The sequence below is a fragment of the Streptomyces sp. NRRL F-5650 genome (assembly GCF_000721365.1).
Lineage (GTDB): Bacteria > Actinomycetota > Actinomycetes > Streptomycetales > Streptomycetaceae > Streptomyces > Streptomyces ardesiacus.
In genome coordinates, this window is the sequence record NZ_JOGV01000005.1 from 168166 (window position 1) to 188084 (window position 19919).

A 19919-nucleotide genomic window follows, 5' to 3' on the forward strand; every position below is an offset into this window, starting at 1 on the left:
GTTGTCAAAAATGAGTCATGTTACAGTCATCTACTGTGAAGTCGATGCAGGGGCAGGGCACCCGAAGGCGGGCCGGCCTTGTCGCTCTCCTTGGGGCGGTGGCCGTCGTGTCGGTCGGTGAGGCCATGATCGTCGTCGCCGTCCCATGGTTCGTCCTGGAGACCACCGGCAGTGTGGCGCGCACCGGATTCGTGGTCGCCGTGGCCTCGGTGGGAGCGGGCCTGGCGGGATTCGCGGCAGGCCCCTTGGTGGACCGGGTCGGCTTCAAGGCGATGGCGGTCGCCTCCTATCTACTCGGAGGCGCGGCCGCGGGCGCGGTCCCCCTGCTGCACGCCGCCGGACGCTTGGACTTCGCCGCCCTGCTCGGCCTCGTCCTCATGGCGAGCCTGCTGGACATCCCCGGGGTCGCGGCGGTGTCCGGCCTGGTTCCGTCCCTGGCCCGGTCGGCCGGCGTGCCGCTGGAGCGGGCCAACGCTTTGCTGTCCGGGGTGCGCCAGATCAGTCAGCTCTGCGGCCCGACACTGGGCGGCCTTGCCGTCGTCCTGGTGGGGTCCGCCGGCGTCCTTCTGGTCGACGCCGCCGCTTGCGGCCTCGCCGCGCTGGTCGTCGCGCTCGGCGTGCCCGCCGCCGCCGGGCGCCCCGGGACGGCGGGCACGGAGGGCTACGCGGCCCGGTTGTGCAGCGGCCTGCGCACGTTGCGTCAGCATCCCCTGCTGCGTGCGCTGACCGCCTCGTCGAGCGCCTTCAACGGCCTGGACAGCGGCTTCAGCGGGGTCGTGCTGGTTACCTACGCCTATCAGTACCTCGGCAGCGCGGCGCATCTCGGTGTGCTGCTGACTGCGTTCGGCGCCGGGACGGCCGCGGGGCTGTTCGGTTATGCGGCCGTGGGGCACCGCTTCGGCCGGCGCCGCACCTATCTGACCGCCGGGTGCTGTGCGGGCCTCCTGATCGCACCGCTGGCGGCGCTGCCGCCGCTGCCCGTCGCCGCAGGGCTGCTGGCGGTGCTCGGCGCGGTGGCCGCGCCCGTGGCGCCGGTGCGGGCGACGGCCCTGCAGTGCGCGGTGCCGTACGGACGCTACGGCCGGGTCGTGACCGCCGTCGACGCATTGGCGCTGACCGCTGTACCGCTCGGGTCGTCCCTGGCTGTCGTGCTCGTCGCCGGTCTGGGGTTGCGGCCTACCGTGCTGCTGATCGCGGCCGCCTATCTGGCCGTCGTGGCGGCGTGTGCGGCGGCACCGGCGTTTCACCGACTCGATGAGTAACGAAAATTGACTATTGTTGACAAGCTGTGACTCTATGGGGACACTCGTACCTGCTTCCGAGAGTCCGCTTCTAGGGGGACAGATGACATCGGCTCTGGTCCGGCCCGTCGGTGCGGCCGTGACACTCGACATCCCGTATGCCGACCGGCTCGAGGCCCTGCAGTCGGTCCGTGACCTGCTCGTCGAGGAGCCGGGACCCGTGCATCGCCTCCTGTGTGAGATCTCCACCCACCGTGCGGCGCGGTACGAGATCGAGGCGGCCGTCGACACCCTCGAAGGGGCAGCCGAAGAGGTGCGCACCTACCGCCCCGGCAAGGTGCCGAGCGTGGCCGTGTTCATGCCGTCCAACGTCATCCTGTACTCGTACGTGCTCTACCTGCTGGTCCCCTCGCTGTACGCCGAGCGCATCGTGTTCCGGCCCTCCAGCCAGGTGCGCGACCAGACGGCCCGGCTCCACGACCTGCTGGCCCGCCGGCACCGGCTGCCGGTGCGGCTCGCCGCCGCGAGTCAACGGGGCTTCGTCGCCGAGCACGCCGGACCTGCCGCCGTCGTGGTCTTCACTGGCTCCTACCACAACGCCGAACGCATCCGGGCCCAGCTCTCCCCGGGGCAGCTCTTCCTCCATTTGGGTGCGGGCGTCAACCCCTTCGTCGTCGCACCGGGCGCCGACCTCGCTGCCGCAGTCGACGACGCGGTCGAGGTGCGGATACTCAACGCCGGCCAGGACTGCCTCGGGCCCGACCTGTTCTGCGTCCACCGGTCGCTGCTCCCCGCCTTCCTGGACGCCCTCGTTGCCCGCCTGGAGCAACTGCGCTACGGGCCCTACGACGACCCCGGGGCCGACTACGGCCCGCTCTTCTACGAGAGCACGCTGGAGGAGACGGCCGTGTTCCTGGCCCGCAACCGGGCCTCCATCGTGCACGGCGGCGCGGTCGACTTCCGCAGCCGCCGCCTGGACCCCGTGGTGGTCGTCGCGGACGGAGTGACCCCCCGCACGCACGTGCCCGAGTTCTTCGCCCCCGTCTTCAACGTCGTGGGCTACGACGACACCGGCAGCCTCGCCGCGACCCTCACCACGGGCCCCTTCACCGAACGCGCTCTCGGGGCCAGCGTTTACGGTGACGCGCCCGCCCTCATCGAGGCCCTGCGGCGCAGGACCACCGTGACCGTCGACGCCACGCTCCTGACGGTCGACGACGGCAACGCACCGTTCGGCGGCTACGGACGCCAGGCCAACTACATCACCGACGGCGAGAGGCTCTGGGCCGAGCCCGTACTGATCTCCAAGGCCGTTGCCGACCATCTGCCGGAGGCCGCCCGATGAACCACCCCACCCACGCCTCCCGGCCGTGGAACCTGATCGCCGACCATCTCGAACACCTCGGCACCCGGACGGTGTTCGGCCTGCCGGGCGACGACATGGCGCTGCTCGCCGCCGTCGAGGACCGGGACATCGACGTCGTACTGTGCCGGGACCAGCGCAACGCCGTCTTCATGGCCACCGGTTACGCCCTGGCTTCCGGAACCCCGGGCATCTGCGCCGTCGGCAAGGGGCCGGCCTTCACCAACGCCCTCACCGGGCTGCTGGAGGCCCGGTCCGCGGCGGCCCCGGTAATCCTGGTGGCCGACGGCACCGCGCTGAGCCGCCTCGGCACCGGCGCCTTCCAGGAGTTCGACCAGATGGCGGCCGTACGGCCGTTCACCAAGTGGGCAGCCAGGGTTGACCGTGCGGACCAACTGCCGGCCGTCCTCGAGAAGGCGACCGCGATCTGCCTGAACGGCACCCCGGGACCGGTCTACGTCGAGATCGCCGAACAAATCCAGGACACGTCCCCGGCCCCCCGGATCCTGCGCGGGAAAGCGGCACCGCAGCGGCTCGCCCCCGACGGCGACGTCCTGCGCGAGACCGCCGGCCTCATCGCCGCAGCCCGGCGGCCGCTGCTGCTCGCGGGCGGCGGCACCCGGCACCGCAACACGGGCCGCTGCGTCGAAAGGCTCGGCGAGCTCATCGGTGCCGGAATGTTCTGCACAGCCTCCGGGCGTGGCTCCCTCGACGAGAACCACGAGCTGTTCTGCGGCCTCGCCGGTCTCTACAGCACCGGCCCCGCCGCCCGGCTGTGGGCCGAGACCGACCTGGTGATCGCGCTCGGCAGCAGGCTGGAGGAGACAGCGACCTTCGGCTGGCCGGAGCCGTTCGAGGCGCCCGTGATCCAGGTGACCACCGACGAGCAGACCCTCGTCACCGGCCCGCGAGGCCGCGCGGTGCTCGGGGACGTGGCCCGGGCGGTCTCCGGCTGGGCGGGCCTGCTCGCCTTCGGAACCCCGGACGCCTCTTGGACGGAGCGGGTGCGCGCAGCCCGTGCGGAACTGCACGCCCGCGCCCGGGCCCGCAGCGCCGCGGCGGCCACGGTCCCCCTGTCGGCGCGCCCCGCAGTCGTCCAGGTGCTGGACGCTCTGCGTGACGTCGTACCGGACGACAGCGTCCTGGTCCAGGAGAACGGGCTGCAGGACATGTGGTCGTACCACTTCCCCCACTGGTCCTGCGGCTCCCGGGGCGGGTCCGTCGTGCCCAGTGAGCAGACGCCCCTGGGCTTCGGAGCGGCGGCCGCCGTCGGAGTGGCCCACGCGCAGCCCGGGCGTCCCGTGGTCGCGCTGGTCGGCGACGGCGCCTTTCACCTGTTCCGTAGCGAGCTGCCGACGCTGGCCGACCGCGGCAGCCCGGTGCTGTACGTGGTGCTGGACAACGGTGGCTACGGCTGGTTGCAGAGCAACCTCGACCAGGTCTCCGGCGGATTGTCCAGGTTCGCGTTCGTCGCCGACCGGGACACGGGGACCGGCGCACTCGCCCGGGCCATGGGACTCGGACACTGGCGGGTCGACTCCTGGGGCGACTTGGAGGGGACCGTGCGCAAGGCGTGGGAGCAGTGCGCCTCGGGTGTGCCGACCGTGGTCGAGGTCGCGGTGGCGCTCGACGACGTGCCGCCCGGTATGGAGACACCCGGTGGGGACTTCCCGCAGCGCGAGGCACCCGCCGGCGAGCAGGACTGACGAGCAAAGGAAGATGAACGTGTCCCTGGTGCTGTTCTTCCCCGGGCTGACGCCCACCCGGTACGACGCCATCGGCGACTTCGTGACCACCCACAGACACGCCGAGCGCAGATTCGCCGAGGCCGACGAGGTCCTCGGCTACCCCCTCATCGAGGCGTACAAGAACGCGTCCATCTACGACTGGGAGGTCTACCAGAGCGGATACATGGCCCTGACCCTCGCGCTCGCCGACTGGGCCGAGGAGCACTACGGCGAGCGGCCGGAGCTGTGCGGTGGTCAGAGCTACGGGGCCGTCATGGCCGCCGTGCGCGCGGGAGCCCTCAGCTACGCGGACGCGCTGCGGCTGATGGCCCGCAGCGTGCAGGTGGAGCAGGACTACTTCTCCTCCCAGCGGGAACCGATCGGCTGCCACTTCTTCTACAAGCTCTCCTACGACACCGTACAGAAGCTGATCGAGGAGTTCCGGGCGCAGGGGTTGTGGATGGAACTGTCCGTCGCGTTCGACACCTCGGTGCACGCGGTGTCCGCGCACCAGGACACCCTCACCCGCTTCGAGCAGCGGGTGAGGGAAGAGGGCGGCATGCCCTTCTACACCGTCGACCGGGCCGAGCACTGCTCGGCTCTGGCCAGGCTGCGGGACCGCCTCGCGGACGAGGTGTACGGCACCGTCACATGGCGCGACACCACCATCCCGATGATCTCGGACGTGGACGGCCGCTGCCTGACCAGCGGGGAGGAGATTAAGCAGGACCTCCTCGACGGCTGGACGACCCCTGTCCACTGGCGGACCGTCATGGACGGCATCGGCCGGGCGGGCGGCGATCGGGTGTGGATTCCCGGACCTCGAAACATGTTCGCCCGGATCAGCAACCGGGCCTACCCCACCCGGGTGATCTCGCCGAAGACGGCGCTCGCTGCGTGACCAGGGTGGAGCGGCCCGGCCCGTCCTCCGGCACCGGGACCCGGGTGGACCGCCGGCTGCTGTCGGCTGCGGTGCTGGTCGGGGCTCCGGCCGAAGTGCTCGACTTCCTCCTGCCGCTGTGGGCGGGGTCCGGGCTGCACGCGGGCGCGGCCGAGGTCGGGGCGCTGATCGCTGTGGAGGCGCTGCTCTCTCTGCTGGTCAGACCCCTGGCCGGTGAGCTGTGCGACCGGCGCGACCCCCGGCGGGCGGCGGCCGGCGGGGCGGCGCTGTACGCCGTGTCCTTTGCCGGCTACGCCGTGGCCGACTCGCTGCCCATGGCCTTCGCCGCGGCCGCGCTGGGGGGCGTGGGCGGTGCCCTGTTCTGGGTCGCGCTGCGCACCTGGATCGCGGCCGGCCTGCGCGGCACGGCCCACACCGCGGCCTACGGCGCCCTCCTCTCGGCCGAGGGCAAGGGGGCCCTGGCCGGCTACCTCGCCGCCTTCGGCCTGCTGGACCGCGGGGGATATCCGGCACTGTTCTGGACCGGGTGCGCGGTGAGCGCGCTCGCCGCCGTCCTGCTCGCGACGGCTCCGGCCGGCGTACGCACCGGGACCCCGTCCGACGGGGATCCGCAGGGCTCCGCTCCCGTACGACGCATGACGGCCCTGATGGGCGTCACGGCACTTACCTCGGCCGCCGAGGCCGGGCTATGGATGGTGCTGTTGCTGCGGCTCCAGGAGGAGCTGGAGATGGAGCCGGTCGAGGTTGCCGGAGTCTTCGCACCGGGGTTCCTGGTGCTCATTCTGCTGCCGGAGTACACGCATCGCGTCACCGACCGCATCGGACGCACCGCCACACTCGTCGTCTCCTTTGTGGCGGGGGCACTGTTCGCCGGTGGCCTTGGGGTGGTGTCCTCGCCGGCCTCCGTCAGCGCGTTGTGGGCGTTGACCGCAGCCTGTCTGGCCGCCCAGATCCCTGTCGAACAGGCGACCGTGGCTGCGGTTGCGGAGGACCGCCCGGGCCGGGGCATCGGCCGGTACGAGAGTGCCCGGCTGGCCGGTGTGGTGGCGGGGGCCGCCCTGCTCGGACCGGTCTACGAGGGCGCCGGCTGGGCCGCGGCGTGCCTGGTGGCCGCCGCCGCCTTCGGATGCGGCGCGGTGGCGGTTCCGCACGCGATCCGGGCTCTGGGGTTGCCGCCCGTCACCCGCCCCGGCGCCGACGGGCCCGACGTCCCGAAAGGCCCGGCTGACGGGGGGCCGGGCGTGCGGCAGGCTGCTTCCGATGACCGGGCCGAGGTTCCTGGCACCGACGCGCCCGATGCGCCGCGGCGGCAAGCGACAGCGGCCGGCGAGGACGGGCCGGAGGACGGCCTCGGCGAACCGGCGGGGCCGGAGCGCCCGCGGCCGTCCTCCGAGGGCCGGGCGCGCACGGAACGCCGGCGCTGGTACGTCCACACCGCGGTCTTCTTGCCCGGCCAGGCGGTGCTGAGGCTGCTCGAGGTGCTGCCCGATGTGAGCCGCGTGTGGGTGACCGCGTACGTCATCGACACTCTGTGGTCCTGGTCGTACACCTTCTTCCCCCGCCGGGACCGCACCGGCAAGTAAGCCGGCGGAGATGCGCGGGCCCCGGCCCGGAAGGCCGGGGCCCGCGTGTCACGCCGGGGCGAGCTGCTTCTCGATCCGGCCGACCACGTCGGAGACGAGACGTAGTTCCTTGAGCGCCTCCTCGGGAAGCTCGACGCCGAAGCGTTCCTCCACCGCCACGATGATCTCCACCATGGCGAGCGAGTCGACGTCGAGTTCGTCGACGAGGGACTTGTCCTCGGTGACGTCGGCGGGTTCCACGTCGGCCACCTCGTTGAGGATGTCGGCAAAAGCGGCCACGATCTGTTCACGCGTCATGTGCTTGCCTTTCGTAAGAGGTGCGGTGCTCGGTCCGGCGGGCTGCGCCGGACGGGAGGTCAGTCGGAGTCGGCGGCTGCAGGCTGCAGGGAGCGCTGGATGACGTGTTCCGTGAACTCCCGCTCGATGCCGATCAGGTCGAGCTGGCGGCGCAGACTGTGGACGCTGAGGTCCGTCATGGTCAGTCCGTCGGCCCGTTCCTCGACGGTCTCGCTGTCGGCGTCGATGCGCAGCGCGATGGGCGCGGTCAGCTCCACGATTTCGCGGATCTCGTCACCGTAGCCCTCCTGCACGCCCTGGCGCAGCGCGTGCAGGCCGTAGCTGACGTGCCGTGACTCGTCGCGGCACATGGCCGTGAAGCCGGCCTTCACACCGGGCAGCAGCGTGGTGTCGTGCAGCGCGTTGAGGATGGCCCGCTGGCCCACCAGCGCGAGGACGCCCTCGGTGATGAGGTGGAAGTGCGTCACAGCTCGCAGCCAGCGCCGGTAGTCCGAGGGGTGGGACTGTAGCTCGCTCACGATCTCGGCCTCGATGATGCTGAGTTCGCGGTGCGAGGGCGTCAGCATGTCCCATGCTTGGACGAGCATGCGGCGCGGATCGCGGTCGAGTCCCAGCAGTTCCTCGCCGAAGCGCAGCATCAACTGCGTGTGACGGGTTTCGTCGGCGATCTGGGTGCCGAGGTAGAGGTGGTCGACCTCCTCCGGGGCCCCCGTCAGGATCGGCCCGAGCAGGTCGAGGCCGGTGTACTCGCCTGTGATGAACGTGGCGATGGACTCGGCCAGTGCGTCCCGGGTGGTCTTCGGCAGCTCGGTGTCGAAGGCGACACGGTCCCGTTCCAGGTCGATCGCCTGTGCCGACCACTGCTGCCTCTCCCAGCGCTCGTAGAGCTTGTGGGGTTTGGGGCGTTCGGCCGCCACCAGGTCGGCGTGGCGCATCACATGGCCGAACGGCAGGTCCGGCATCTCCGTCAGGGACGCCTCGTCGAGCAGCAGTGTGCTCCAGCGGGTCATCAGCACTCCTTGCCGGTTGTCATCATATGTGACTCATCACGTCGGGCAATGTGAACACAACTTCACCCTAGCTGTCAATGATGAGTCATATTTCTTGACAAGTGTGACGGGTCTGTGCCAGCGTTCCGACGTCGCCCCGTGCGGCCCCGACCAGACCTGCGCCCCGTCCGGGGCAGCGGACGAGAAGGAGACGGACATGACCGCCACGCCACGCGACCCGGCAGGCCGGCGTGTCGTCATCACGGGCACCGGAGTGATCTCACCGATCGGCCTCACTACCCGGGACTTCTGGGACGCGCTGGTCGCCGGGCGCAGCGGCATCCGGGTCATCTCGCGCTACGACCCCGACACCCTCCCCACCCGCTTCGCCGGCGAGGTGGTGGACTTCGACGCCCGCACCTACATGCCCAACCGGGTGGGACGCAGGCTCGACCGGTTCGCCCAGTTCGCCCTCGCCGCCGCCATGCAGGCGGTGCAGGAAGCCGGTCTGACCGTCACCGAGGACCTCGCGCCCAGGACCGCGGTCGTGGTGGGAACCGGGTACGGCGCCGGCCATTTCACGCGGGACGCCGTGCTGACCCTGCGGGACTCGGGGCGCCGGCGCATGAACGCCTACTTCGCCTCGGCCGGCTCCTCGGACAGCGCCACGGTGGAGATCGCGAGCTGGCTCGGCGCCCGCGGCCCCTCCGGCGCCATGGTGGCGGCGTGTGCCACCGGAGCCATGTGCATCGGCGACGCGATGCGGCTGATCCGCCATGGCTATGCTGACGTCGTGGTGGCCGGCGGCAGCGACGACGCCGTCAACCCCCTCGATCTCGCGACCTCGGCCAACATCGGTGCGCTTTCCCGGCGGACCGACCGGCCGGAACGCGCCAGCCGCCCCTTCGACCGCGAGCGCGACGGTTTCGTGATGGGCGCCGGAGCGGGGGTCGTCGTCCTAGAGGCCGAAGAGCACGCGATCCGACGGGGCGCGACCGTCCTGGGAGAACTGGCGGGCTACGGCGTCACTACCGACGCCTACCACTCCACGCATCCGCACCCCGACGGGCGGGACGTGCGGCGGGCGATGACCGAGGCACTGGCCGACGCCGTGCTGCGGCCCGAGGACGTCGACCACATCTCGGCCCACGGCACCAGCACCCCGCTCAACGACCGGATCGAGAGCGGGGCGATCCGCGAGGTGTTCGGGGAACGCGCGCCAGCGATCCCCATCAGCTCCGTCAAGTCGATGACCGGGCACATGATCGGCGCCGCTGGCGCGGTGGAACTCATCGCCGCGCTCCAGACGGTGCGCACCGGCGTGGTGCCGCCCACGATCAACTGCGACGACCCCGAGGACCCAGAACTCGACTACGTACCCCACCGGGCGCGACGGCACGACGCCCGCGTGGTGATCAGCAATTCGTTCGGCTTCGGCGGACACAACGCGGTGCTGGTCGTGCGCGAGGCCCGCGGCACGGACCGCGTCCAGGAGAACCAGGGGGAAGAGGGATGAAGGGCAGGCGCGTCAGCCTCGATCGGCCCACGGACGCCGACTACGAACTGATGGCGGACTGGCTGGGGCCGGCCTCCCAAGCGGCCGTATTGACCGCTGACGCGGGGGAGTACATCACCCCGGAGGACCTCCAGCGACTCAACAGCAGCGGTCAGATACGGCAGTTCGCGGTGCGCACCCACGACGGCCGGACCGTCGGCACCGTCAACTACCGTCAGCACGGCCCGGTCGGCAACTACGCCATCGGCGGGGCCATCGGTGACCCCGCGCTGTGGCAGCAGGGCTTGGGCGCCGAAGCGTTCGACCTGCTCATCGACCACCTGTTCCACGCACGCAACGCGCACCGGATGCAGTTCACCACCGCCCTCTACAACAAGAGCGTGCTGCGCATGGTGACACGGGCGGGCTTCGTGCTGGAGGGTATCCTGCGCGACCACCACTACCTCGACGGCACCTACCATCACGCCGCGGTCTGGTCGCTGCTGCGCTACGAGTACTACGACTCCCTGGACCGCCAGGAGCAGCGCGACCCGTCCTTCGTACGGCCCGACGTGATCCCGGAGTCCACCAAGGCCGAGGCGCTGGACATCGTCCTCAGCCACCTGCGGCACCCGCGCTCCGAGACGTCGATCCAGCTGCTGCTGGAGGACGCCAACGCCGATGCCGAGGCCACCCTCGTGGCCGTGGCGGAGGCACGATGAACAGCCGGCCCCAGGCGGAGGCCTACTGCCAGGCCGACCCCGTCTTCTACGACACGGGCACCCGGTACAGCCCGGACGACGCCTCGGCGTTCGACCGCACCCTCAGTCCCGCCCCGCCCGGCTGGCGACGCACCGAGCGCGGGGTGTGGGTAGTCCACACCCCCGAGGGACACTCGATGCCCGCACAAGGCTGGAAGATCCACGTCTCCGGTTTGCCGGACAACGCCCATCGCGTCATCGACCTGTGCTGGGACCACTGTGTGGCCCACGGCCTTCCCTTCAAGTTCCTGCGCAGCCGTGACGTCGTGACCACCCACAGCCTGAAGTACGCGCCGCGCTCGGCAAGCGGAAAGATCGTCACGGTATACCCTTCGGACGAGGGGCAGGTACGAGAGACCGCCGAGGCGCTCGCGGACCTGCTCCACGGCATCCCCGGACCGTACATCCTGACGGACCTGAGGTGGGGCGACGGCCCCGTCTACCTGCGCTACGGCGGTTTCGTGGACCGCTACTGCGCTGGTCCGGACGGGGCACCCGTGCCCGCCGTCGAGCGGCCGGACGGCACCCTCGTGCCGGACGACCGGCGCCCGGTCTTCACGGTGCCCGACTGGGTGGAACTCCCGGACTTCCTCTCCCCGCACGTGGCCGCCCGCCATGCCGTCGGGACCTATGACGACTTCCCGTACGAGGTGGAACGCGTCCTGCACTTCTCCAACGGCGGCGGGGTCTACGTAGGTCGGCACACCGATGGACGGTCCGTCGTGCTGAAGGAGGCCAGGCCGCACGCCGGCCTCGACGGGCGCTGCCGCGACGCCGTCACCCGGCTCGAGCGGGAGCGCTCCGCCCTGGAGGAACTGGCTGGGATCCCCGGCATCCCCGAGCTCTACGGCCACCACCGGGTCTGGGAGCACCACTTCCTCGCGGTGCAGCAGATGCCGGGTGAGACCCTGCAGACCTGGGTCGCCCGCCACTACCCACTGACCAAGGCCGATCCCGCCGAGGAGGACCTCCGGTCGTACGCGCGGCGGGCCGGGATCGTCGCCGATCGGGTGTCCCGGCTGGTCGAGCAGGTGCATGCCCGCGGCCTGGTCTTCGGCGACCTGCATCCGTCCAACATCATGGTCGACGAGGACGACCAGGTGGCCCTGGTCGACTTCGAGCTGACGGGCCCGGTGGCCGAGGCGGAACGGCTCGGCATGGGTGACCCCGGGTTCTCCGGATCCGGCCGTACCGGTTTCGCCATCGACCGGTACGCCCTCGCCGCCCTGCGGGTGTGGCTGCTCTTCCCGCTCACCGCGCTCACCGAACTCGACCCGGGCCGTACCGCTTCCTATGCGGATCTGGCCGAGCGGCGCTTCGGGCTCGCGCCAGGAAGCCTGGAGGCAGTCCGGCGCACCCTCGCGCCCGACACCGACCGCATGGCCCGGGTACCTGCGTCCCTGCGCAGGTCCCCGGCCGTGGCGTTGGACACCCCGGCTCCCGACTGGACGGCCGTCCGTAAGTCGCTGGCCACGGCGATCCTGCTCAGCGCCACCCCGGAACGGGAGGACCGGCTCTTCCCCGGCGACGTCCGGCAGCTCCCCACGGGTGGCGGCAACCTCGCCCACGGCGCGGCAGGCGTCCTGTGGGCCCTGCACGCCACAGGTGCCGGCCGCTACCCCGAGCACGAGGAATGGCTGGTCACTGCGGTACGGGACGACCGTACGCTGCCGCCCGGCCTTTTCGACGGAGCCCACGGCATCGCCTACGTGCTGGACCGGTTCGACCGCCGGGAGGAGGCCCTGCGCCTGCTGGACGGGCCGGGCGCCGCCGTCGACGCGGTGAGCGACCTCAGCCTGTACGGCGGACTGTCCGGCATCGGGCTCAACCTGCTCGACTTCGCTGCGCGCACCGGATCGGACGGGCACCGGCAGCAGGCCCTCACCCTCGCCTCCCGGCTCGCCGAGGCCGTCGAGCGGGGCTCGGCTCCCCGCATAGCGGCCGGACCCGGCCGTGGCAGCCGTGCGGGTCTGTTGCACGGCTGGTCCGGCGTCGCCCTGTACTTTCTGCGCCTGTACGGAAGTACCGGGGACCCGGCCCACCTGGATCTGGCGGTCCGCGCCGTGCACCGTGACCTCGATCTGTGCGTGCTGGCCGAGGACGGCTCGCTCCAGGTCGACGGCGGCTTCCGCACACTGCCGTACCTGGCTGTGGGCAGCGCCGGCATCGCCCTCGTGGCGGCCGAGGTGCTCGAGCACCGTCCGGACCCACGTTTGACCGACGCCCTGCCCGGGCTGCTGCGCGCCGCCCGCCCGGAGTTCACCCTGGAACCGCACCTGTTCGCTGGCCGCGCGGGCCTCCTCGCCGTCCTTGGCGCCGTGGCCGACCGGCATCCGGACACCGTTCCCTACGTCGAGCAGCACCTGGCGCGTCTGCACTGGCACGCCCTGTCCTACGAGGGACAGCTCGCCTTCCCCGGTGAGCAGCTGCGCCGGCTCTCGATGGACTTGGCCACCGGAAACGCCGGGATCCTGCTCGCGCTGTCCGCGGCACTGGACGGCCGACGCGGCTTCCTGCCGTTCCTCGCGCCATGACGCCGGCTCCGTGCGGGCCCGCGTCCCCCGAGCCCCGGACGGCCTCCGCCGTCCGGTCCCCGACCGACCGAACCGATGAGAGGAGGGACAGCCATGTCGACCGTTCTCGACCTTCAGGGCCTCGAGGCCCCCGCCGAGGAGGCCGCTGCCCTGGGCAGCACCATCAGCAACAACTGCGGCTGACCCGTTCACGCGCCGGTGCGGGACCAACCCCCGGCCCGCACTGGCGCGCGTGGGTCGCGGTACACGGACGACAAGACCAGGAGAATGGGATGAGCGGTCTGCTCGACGGAAAGCAGTTGATCGTCACCGGAGTGATCAGTGAGAGATCGATCGCCTACACCGTCGCGCGTCTTGCCCAGGCGCAGGGCGCCCGGATCGTGCTCACCGCGTACGGTCGCCGGTCGCTCGTTGACCGGCTTGCCCGTCGGCTGCCCATCCCCGCACCCGTCGTGGATCTGGACGTCACCGACGAGGACCAGCTCTCCAGCCTGGCCGACTGTGTGGGCGCGCACCTCGACGGCGTCGACGGCGTGCTTCATTCCATCGCCCACGCGCCCGCCAACTGTCTCGACGGCGGCTTCCTCGACGCGCCGTGGACGGACGTCGCCACCGCCGTGCACACCTCGACCTACTCGCTCAAGGCGCTGGCGGTCGCCGCCGGGCCGCTGCTGCGCCCCGGGGCCTCCCTGGTCGCCCTCGACTTCGACGCGGCCCGCACCTGGCCGGGGTACGACTGGATGGGCGTGGCCAAGGCTGGCTTGGAGGCCTGCGGACGCTATCTGGCCCGGGACCTCGGGCCGCGGGGCGTGCGGGTGAACCTCGTCGCCGCGGGGCCGCTGCGCACCCTGGCCGCGCGGGGCATCGGCGGAGACGGCGAGGCCTTCGAGAAGCAGTGGGACACGGACGCCCCGCTGGGCTGGGACGCGAGTGATGCCGGCCCGGTGGCCCGCACCTGCCTCGCCCTGCTGTCAGAGTGGCTTCCCGCGACCACGGGGGAGATCATTCACGCGGACGGCGGGCGTCACATCGTGGGCTGAACGTCCCGTTCGCGCCCGTGCGTCGCCGTTCTGCGGGCGCTGGAAGCGAGACGCCGCCCTCACGCTCCCATGCCCATGCCGCCGTCGACGGGGATCACCGCGCCGGTGACATACCCGGTGTCGTCCCCTGCGAGCCAGGCCACCGCCGACGCGACCTCCTCCGCCGTGCCGGCCCGCGGGACGGGATTGACGGCCAAGAGGTCTTCCTTGTGACGGGCCGGCAGGTTCGCCGTCATGTCGGTCTCGATCAGTCCGGGAGCGACGGTGTTGACGGTGATGCCGCGCGAGCCGAGTTCCCGGGCCAGAGAACGCGCCATGCCGACGAGACCCGCCTTTGACGCGGCGTAGTTGACCTGGCCCGCGTTCCCGGACTGCCCCACTTCGGAGCCGATCAGTACGATGCGCCCCCAGCGGCCGCGCCGCATGGCGGGCACGGCCCGGCGCACACAGCGGTAGGCGCCGGTCAGATTGGTGTCGAGGACCTGCCGGAACTGCTCCTCGGTCATCACGGTGACCGGGGCGTCCCGGGTGATGCCCGCGTTGGCCACCAACACCTCCACGGGCCCGTGGAGGCGCTCCACCTCGGTGAACGCCTCGCCCACGGCTTGCTCCGAGGTCACGTCGCATGGCACCGCGTACAGGCCCTCGGGCGGGCTGTCCCGGTAGGTCACCACGACCCGGTGCCCGGCCTTGTCCAGCGCGCGGGCAACCGCCAGGCCGATCCCGCGGTTCCCTCCGGTCACCAACACGGTGCGCCGCCCTGCCATCCCGTTCCCCTCCGCTCCACGTGACTGCCTTGTGACTAAGTATTACTCTAGATGACAATCGATGACTATGGTGGAGGGCAGCGTGATAGAAGCAGGACAGGCAGGACCCAGCCTGATCGGAGCGGCGGGCCCCGTCCGGTCCGCGGCGCTGTGGCGGCGCGTGCACGCCGTCACAGCGGATCTGGCACGGCGCGGAGTGCGCGGCGGCGACCGCGTCCTCGTGCAGGCGGACAATTCGAGAGAGTACGTCGAGACCCTGCTGAGCCTCATGCAGCTCGACGTCTCTCTGGTGCCCGTCGACCCCCGGCAGACTCCCGCCGACACGCGTGCCGCGGCCCGCCAGGCCAGCGCCCGCTGGATGCTGACGGACCGTCGTCCTGAGACCGACCCGGTCGGCGGCCGGGTCCTGCTCATCGGAGAGCTGGGCGGGGGAGAGGCGGCGGAGCCGGGCGAGGTGGACCTGTCCGCCTGGTTCCGGCGGCGCGACGCGGCCGTGCTCTGGTCCTCGGGCACCACCGGCCGGCCCAAGGGCATCGTCAAGTCCGGAAGCGCCGTACTGGATAACACGGAACGCACCGCCCGGGCCATGGGCTACCGGCCGCAGGACGTGATGGCGCCCCTGCTGCCCTTCTCCCACCAGTACGGGCTGTCAGTGCTCCTGCTGTGGTGGCGCGTGGGCTGCACGCTGCTGGTGACTCCGTACCAACGTCTCGACCTGGCCGTTGGCCAGGCCGTCGCACACGGCGTCACCTGCGTGGACGCGGCCCCGCCCACGTATCACGCACTGCTCGGCGTGGTGCGTCGTCGCCCCATCATGCGGGCCGGCCTCGGCGGCGTACGCGTCTGGGGAGTGGGCGGTGCCCCGCTGCCCGCGCCCCTGGCCGAGGCGTTCCGGACGCAGATGGGCGCACCCCTCCTGGACGGTTACGGACTCTCCGAACTCGGCAACGTGGCGCTGGCCACCCCTGCCGACCCCGTCGCCTGCGGGCGGCCCCTGCCCGGCGTCGAGGTGCGGATCACCGCACCGGACGGGCGGCCGGCCGCTCCCGGTGAACTCGGCAGCATCGAGGTGTGCTCCGCGGGACGGATGGAGGGCTATCTCACCGAGGACGGTGCGCTCCGGCCGACCGACGGCGACTGGTTCCGCACCGGAGACGTGGGACACCTCGACGAGGACGGCCGACTGTGGCTCAGCGGCCGTGACCAGGCGGTGCACCGCATGGGCTACACGATCTTCCCGGAGAGCCTGGAACGCAAGGCGGAGGGATGCGGACGGCAGATCAAGGTGGTCGCCGTCGACGACGTACGGCGTGGCCACGCCCTGCACTTCGTCGTCGCGGACCCCGAGGGCGGGTCCCCGCTCGCGTGGCGGCGCCGCCTCGCGCCCCATCTCGCCGAGTTCGAGCAGCCCAACACCGTCCATGTGGTCGACAGTTTCCCCGTCAGCTTCAACGGCAAGGTGGACACCACGGCCCTGCGCCGGCTGATCGGCGTGGCTGGAGGCTGAACGCCGTGGTCCATCGCGCTCGAGGGCACGGTCGGCTGCGCCGGGCCGTGCCCCTTCCGGGCGTCATGCGCAGCGCAACACCAGGCAGGCGTTGTTGCCGCCGAAACCGAAGCTGTTCACGGCCGCGTGGGACAGCGGGTGGCCCGGCTCGGCTCGGGTGGGAAGAGTGACCCGGCTCGTGGCCTCGGGCGTCGAGAGCCCGGTCGTGGGCGGCACGGTGCCGGTGCGCAGGGCCGCGGCGGTCGCGGCGATCGCAGCCACGCCGGAGATGTGCAACAGGTGCCCGATGGACCCCTTGTGCGAACTGACCGGTAGACGGGTCATACCGCTCTCGCCGCAGATCTTCTCGGCCGCGTGCAGCTCTGCGGCGTCACCCTGCTGGGTGCCGGTGGCGTGGGCGTGCAGATAGCCGACGGCATCGACTCCGGCGTCGTCCAGGGCCGCGCGCATGCACGCGCTCACGACGTCCTCGTCGGAGGCGACGGCCTTTCCGCCGGCCAGGCGGCAGGCGAGTCCCGCGACGACGAGATCGGTGCAGGCCCCCCGCCGCCGGGCGTGGTCGGTGTGCTCCAGCACCAGGGCGCCGCCACCCTCCCCGAGCGAGATGCCCTGCCGCTCCACGTCGAACGGCCGGGCCGGTTCTCTCGCCAGGGCCCGTACGACGTCGAGGCTCGCGTACTCGTAGGGGTTGAGTGCCGTCGCGCCCGCCACGACGACCGCAGGCGCGGCGCCGGACTGGATGATCTCCCGTGCCAGGCTCATCGCGAACAGCGTCGAGGCACAGGCCTGGGTGATGTGCAGCGCCGGGCCAGTGCCCAGCAGGCCGCCGGGTGCGGGACCCATGAACTCGCGCTGCTCCGGGTCGGCCGCCGCGGGGCCGGAGGGGAGCGGGGACTGGCCGACCAGGATCACCCGGGTGCCGTCCGGCAGGGCGGTCAGGCGAGCCGCCCGCACGGCTTCCTCGACCGCGGTCAGCATGTAGGCCTGGCGCCGCGGGACCGTGCCCGGCACAGTGTCGCTCACCTCGCCGACCGCGTGCCCCCGGTACGCCGTCGCGCTGAAGCGTCGCGCCGGGCCGAGCGCGCAGCGGCCCGCCAGCAGTCCTCGGACGTAGGCGTCGGTGCCGGGGCCGAAGGCCGTGACCAGCCCGATGCCGCTGATGACGATGTCACGCATGCTAGGACTGCCTTTCCGTCGACAGAGCGTTGAGCAGGCCGGACGGAGTGGACGGGGCCATGCCGGGCAGGACCGGCAGCTCGCCGCCCGGACCCCATGCGGCGGCCACGGCCAGACAGTCCCGGTGGTGCGGGTCGTCACCGGGAAGCAGCGCCGGCTCGCACACCACGACCCCCGGGTGGCCGCTCGAGGCGACGAGTTCCAGTACCGCCCCGGCGGAGACTCCCGCCAGCAGGTAGCAGCTCCCGCGGTGCCCGGCCGCCGTGAGATAGGGGCGGACGAGTTCGGAGGCCTCCGGCCGTATGGAGTCCGAGGGCCGCAGGCGCCGCTCCGTGTCATGGCAGCGGGTCACGAGGCGGCGCGCGGCGAAGACGCTGTAGTCGTGGCAGAGCACGTACAGGGGAGCGGGACCGCGCAGCTCGTCGGGGAGTGCGGCGAAGGCCGCCTCCAGGACGGTGCTCATCGCCTCGCCGATGGTCCGCGCCGTGCTCGGCGGAGCGGCCAGGAAGGAGTCGCCCGTGGCGCGGGTCGCGGCGCGCAGGGCGGTCTCGTCCGTTGCCGCGAGCGCGATGCGCGGTGCGATCGCTGCCCTGGTTCCGACGAGGTCCGTTCGAGTTGACATTTGCTCCCCCTACTCAAGTCATCTTCAGTTACAAAACATTCCAACATCATGGGAGGGGAGTCACAAGTTGTAAAACGAAGTGATTGAACCTGTCACAGGCGGCCCTGCGGTCGAAGGCCCCCGTTCGGTGACCGTCGGCAGGGGAAGGGGGAAGGAGGCACAGACTGAGAAGCCGCCGTCGGAGAGCCGGTGGGCCCGCAGCGTGCCGCCCAGGGCGGCCGTACGCTCGCACATGCCCTGGATCCCGCTGCCTTCGCTGTCACCGTGGCCGTCCGATACCGGTCCGCCTCTGCCACGCCGGTTGCGCACCTGCACCTCCAGGCCGGCCGGAGTCCGCTGCGCGAGTACCGCGACCGGTCCGCCGGGGGCGTACTTGCGCGCGTTGGTCAATGACTCCTGCACGACCCGGAAGACCGCTTCCTGGACCTCCGGCGCACACTCCAAGCCGCGGAGGCACTCCAGGTCGCCGGTGACCAGCGGCCCCCCCGCCGCGATGAGGGCGGGGAGGTCCGCAAAGCCCGGCGGTGACACGCCCTCCGCGCGGTCCGCCGCTGGGGCCCGCAGCAACGTGACGAGGCGGCGCAGGTCCGCCAGCGCCGCCTGGCTCGATCTGCGGACCAGTGCGGCGTCCTGGCGCCGGTCTGGAGGCACGGCCACCTCCAGCGCACCGGCCTGCAGACTGATGAGACTGAGGTGGTGGGCGACGGTGTCGTGGATGTCGCGCGAGAGGCGGACCCGCTCCCGCAGGATCGTCTGCCGGCTCACGAGCTGCTCCTCACGGGCCCTGGCGAGGGCGAGTTCCGCCATCCGGGCCCGCAATTCGCGCTGCGAGGCGACCAGCCTGGCCAGCACAACGGGCGCGCCGGAGACCAGGCCGGAGAACATCAGCGCGAGCGCCACGGCCGACGGCGCCCAGCTCACCGGTCCCAAGTGCGGCCACGGCACGAAGGACACGACGGCGACCGCGCCCGCACAGTACACGGTCGCCGGGGCGCCGGACACCAGCGCCACCCGGTACAGCGCCGCCATCGGCGCTAGCCATATGTAGCCCAGGGACAGCGCGGGCAACGTCGCGATGAGTGCGCACACTGGCCACCGGCCGCACACCGTCAGCGCCGCCACCGCGAGACAGCCGGCAGCCAGCGCCGACGGACCGCCCAGGGAACGGGTGGCCCAGATCTCGGCCGCCGCGACCGCGATCACGGCCAACCGCGGCGCGGACCTCCTCGTCAGGATGCGGCGCATGACCGGCCCGGGAGTGCGTCGAGGCCCATCTGATAGGCGGCGACCGCCACGGCGACACGGGTCCTGGCCCCGAGTTTGAGCCGCAGTGAGCGGACGTGGTCCTTCACCGTCGCGGCTCCGATGCCGAGACACGCGGCGATCTCCGCGTTCGACATCCCGGTCGCCACCAGGGACAGCACTTGGCGCTCCCGCTCGGTGAGGCGGGGCAGCACCGTCGCGGCGCGCGAGGGCATTGCCGCCTCTTGCGGGCGGAGCACGTCCGCGAAGGTGTGCCGGACGTGGGGATTGAGGACGCTACCGCCGGCGGCGAGCACCCGGACGGCGTCGATCAGGGTGTCGGGATCGGCGTCCTTCACGAGGAACCCGGCGACGCCGCTGCGCAGCGCGTCGGCGAAGAGCTCACCGCTGTCGAAGGCCGTGAGCATGGCCACGGCGGGCGGTTCCGGAAGAGTGCGGACGGCACGGACGACCTGGACCCCGTCGACGCCGGGCATCACACCATCCACCAGGACCAGGTCGGGTCTCGTCATGCGCACCTGTCTCAGTGCGTCCCCTCCGTCGCAGTCGGCTACGACCTCGATGTCCTCGGCCGAGTCGAGTATCTGGCGGAGTGCGGCCCGCACCAGGGCTTCGTCGTCGACCACGGCGACCCGTATCACGTCACACCTTTC

Annotated in this window: 18 protein-coding genes; 11 read left to right on the forward strand and 7 right to left on the reverse strand. The window is 71.7% G+C overall.

What is annotated here, in order from left to right; translation table 11 throughout:
• The first annotated feature begins 98 nt into the window (after positions 1-98).
• The 5 genes from IG88_RS0107775 (at position 99) to IG88_RS0107795 (ending at position 6815) form a co-directional block, all read left to right on the forward strand.
• Positions 99-1262 (forward strand): MFS transporter, encoded by a 1164-nt coding sequence (locus IG88_RS0107775; RefSeq protein ID WP_051851818.1) that lies wholly within the window; start codon positions 99-101, stop codon positions 1260-1262.
• Positions 1263-1344: 82 nt separating this feature from the next.
• On the forward strand, positions 1345-2586 hold the full coding sequence (locus tag IG88_RS0107780; RefSeq protein WP_051851819.1) for an aldehyde dehydrogenase family protein: 1242 nt from the start codon (positions 1345-1347) through the stop codon (positions 2584-2586).
• The gene (locus IG88_RS0107785) at positions 2583-4310 is read left to right on the forward strand and encodes a thiamine pyrophosphate-binding protein (RefSeq protein WP_031036547.1); all 1728 of its coding nucleotides are present in this window, start codon (positions 2583-2585) and stop codon (positions 4308-4310) included. The genes IG88_RS0107780 and IG88_RS0107785 overlap by 4 nt, the downstream gene beginning before the upstream one ends.
• A gap of 13 nt (positions 4311-4323) precedes the next feature.
• The gene (locus IG88_RS0107790) at positions 4324-5232 is read left to right on the forward strand and encodes an ACP S-malonyltransferase (RefSeq protein ID WP_078861433.1); all 909 of its coding nucleotides are present in this window, start codon (positions 4324-4326) and stop codon (positions 5230-5232) included.
• A complete protein-coding gene (locus IG88_RS0107795) occupies positions 5229-6815 on the forward strand; it encodes an MFS transporter (RefSeq protein ID WP_158853826.1) in 1587 nt (528 codons plus the stop codon). Before IG88_RS0107790 ends, IG88_RS0107795 begins: the two co-directional genes overlap by 4 nt.
• Before the next feature lie 48 nt (positions 6816-6863).
• Here the strand turns inward: IG88_RS0107795 and IG88_RS0107800 are convergent, their stop codons facing one another.
• Positions 6864-7112, reverse strand: coding sequence for an acyl carrier protein (locus IG88_RS0107800; RefSeq protein ID WP_030976674.1), 249 nt, complete (start codon positions 7110-7112; stop codon positions 6864-6866).
• Positions 7113-7171: 59 nt separating this feature from the next.
• On the reverse strand, positions 7172-8122 hold the full coding sequence (locus IG88_RS0107805; RefSeq protein ID WP_030976672.1) for a ribonucleotide-diphosphate reductase subunit beta: 951 nt from the start codon (positions 8120-8122) through the stop codon (positions 7172-7174).
• A 196-nt stretch (positions 8123-8318) separates the two neighbouring features.
• Between IG88_RS0107805 and fabF the strand changes: the two genes are divergently transcribed.
• From fabF to fabI, 5 genes are all read left to right on the forward strand, one after another.
• On the forward strand, positions 8319-9617 hold the full coding sequence (fabF, locus tag IG88_RS0107810) for a beta-ketoacyl-ACP synthase II (RefSeq protein WP_051851828.1): 1299 nt from the start codon (positions 8319-8321) through the stop codon (positions 9615-9617).
• Complete coding sequence (locus IG88_RS0107815) at positions 9614-10318, forward strand: GNAT family N-acetyltransferase (RefSeq protein WP_051851820.1); 705 nt, start codon at positions 9614-9616, stop codon at positions 10316-10318. Before fabF ends, IG88_RS0107815 begins: the two co-directional genes overlap by 4 nt.
• Positions 10315-12891 (forward strand): class III lanthionine synthetase LanKC, encoded by a 2577-nt coding sequence (gene lanKC / locus IG88_RS0107820; RefSeq protein WP_031036558.1) that lies wholly within the window; start codon positions 10315-10317, stop codon positions 12889-12891. Before IG88_RS0107815 ends, lanKC begins: the two co-directional genes overlap by 4 nt.
• Positions 12892-12984: 93 nt before the next feature.
• A complete protein-coding gene (locus IG88_RS42400; protein ID WP_107452078.1) occupies positions 12985-13074 on the forward strand; it encodes a class III lanthipeptide in 90 nt (29 codons plus the stop codon).
• Positions 13075-13163: 89 nt separating this feature from the next.
• Positions 13164-13931 carry an enoyl-ACP reductase FabI gene (gene fabI / locus IG88_RS0107830; protein ID WP_031036560.1) on the forward strand — a complete coding sequence of 256 codons (768 nt, stop codon included), beginning with the start codon at positions 13164-13166 and terminating at the stop codon, positions 13929-13931.
• Positions 13932-13990: 59 nt separating this feature from the next.
• Here the strand turns inward: fabI and fabG are convergent, their stop codons facing one another.
• Positions 13991-14698 (reverse strand): 3-oxoacyl-ACP reductase FabG, encoded by a 708-nt coding sequence (fabG, locus tag IG88_RS0107835; RefSeq protein WP_030976662.1) that lies wholly within the window; start codon positions 14696-14698, stop codon positions 13991-13993.
• A gap of 82 nt (positions 14699-14780) precedes the next feature.
• Here fabG and IG88_RS0107840 point away from each other — a divergent pair, with 82 nt between their 5' ends.
• On the forward strand, positions 14781-16205 hold the full coding sequence (locus IG88_RS0107840; RefSeq protein ID WP_031036563.1) for a class I adenylate-forming enzyme family protein: 1425 nt from the start codon (positions 14781-14783) through the stop codon (positions 16203-16205).
• Positions 16206-16268: 63 nt separating this feature from the next.
• Here the strand turns inward: IG88_RS0107840 and IG88_RS0107845 are convergent, their stop codons facing one another.
• Genes IG88_RS0107845 through IG88_RS0107860 form a run of 4 tightly spaced genes read right to left on the reverse strand, consistent with a single transcriptional unit; the run spans position 16269 to position 19907 of the window.
• Positions 16269-17381 (reverse strand): beta-ketoacyl synthase N-terminal-like domain-containing protein, encoded by a 1113-nt coding sequence (locus IG88_RS0107845; RefSeq protein ID WP_031036567.1) that lies wholly within the window; start codon positions 17379-17381, stop codon positions 16269-16271.
• Position 17382: 1 nt separating this feature from the next.
• Positions 17383-18003, reverse strand: coding sequence for a hypothetical protein (locus IG88_RS40155; RefSeq protein WP_051851822.1), 621 nt, complete (start codon positions 18001-18003; stop codon positions 17383-17385).
• 60 nt (positions 18004-18063) lie between these two features.
• Positions 18064-19206, reverse strand: a complete 1143-nt coding sequence (locus IG88_RS0107855; RefSeq protein ID WP_234332070.1) for a sensor histidine kinase — start codon at positions 19204-19206, stop codon at positions 18064-18066.
• Between the two features lie 26 nt (positions 19207-19232).
• Complete coding sequence (locus IG88_RS0107860) at positions 19233-19907, reverse strand: response regulator (protein WP_031036576.1); 675 nt, start codon at positions 19905-19907, stop codon at positions 19233-19235.
• Positions 19908-19919 lie beyond the last annotated feature (12 nt).

Bases quoted from the DNA above. Each gene is read 5' to 3' on its own strand.
- IG88_RS0107780 (WP_051851819.1), top strand. From the start codon at position 1,345: ATGACATCGGCTCTGGTCCGGCCCGTCGGTGCGGCCGTGACACTCGAC.
- IG88_RS0107785 (WP_031036547.1), top strand. From the start codon at position 2,583: ATGAACCACCCCACCCACGCCTCCCGGCCGTGGAACCTGATCGCCGAC.
- IG88_RS0107790 (WP_078861433.1), top strand. From the start codon at position 4,324: ATGAACGTGTCCCTGGTGCTGTTCTTCCCCGGGCTGACGCCCACCCGG.
- IG88_RS0107800 (WP_030976674.1), bottom strand. From the start codon at position 7,112: ATGACGCGTGAACAGATCGTGGCCGCTTTTGCCGACATCCTCAACGAG.
- IG88_RS0107805 (WP_030976672.1), bottom strand. From the start codon at position 8,122: ATGACCCGCTGGAGCACACTGCTGCTCGACGAGGCGTCCCTGACGGAG.
- fabF (WP_051851828.1), top strand. From the start codon at position 8,319: ATGACCGCCACGCCACGCGACCCGGCAGGCCGGCGTGTCGTCATCACG.
- IG88_RS0107815 (WP_051851820.1), top strand. From the start codon at position 9,614: ATGAAGGGCAGGCGCGTCAGCCTCGATCGGCCCACGGACGCCGACTAC.
- lanKC (WP_031036558.1), top strand. From the start codon at position 10,315: ATGAACAGCCGGCCCCAGGCGGAGGCCTACTGCCAGGCCGACCCCGTC.
- IG88_RS42400 (WP_107452078.1), top strand. From the start codon at position 12,985: ATGTCGACCGTTCTCGACCTTCAGGGCCTCGAGGCCCCCGCCGAGGAG.
- fabI (WP_031036560.1), top strand. From the start codon at position 13,164: ATGAGCGGTCTGCTCGACGGAAAGCAGTTGATCGTCACCGGAGTGATC.
- fabG (WP_030976662.1), bottom strand. From the start codon at position 14,698: ATGGCAGGGCGGCGCACCGTGTTGGTGACCGGAGGGAACCGCGGGATC.
- IG88_RS0107845 (WP_031036567.1), bottom strand. From the start codon at position 17,381: ATGCGTGACATCGTCATCAGCGGCATCGGGCTGGTCACGGCCTTCGGC.
- IG88_RS40155 (WP_051851822.1), bottom strand. From the start codon at position 18,003: ATGTCAACTCGAACGGACCTCGTCGGAACCAGGGCAGCGATCGCACCG.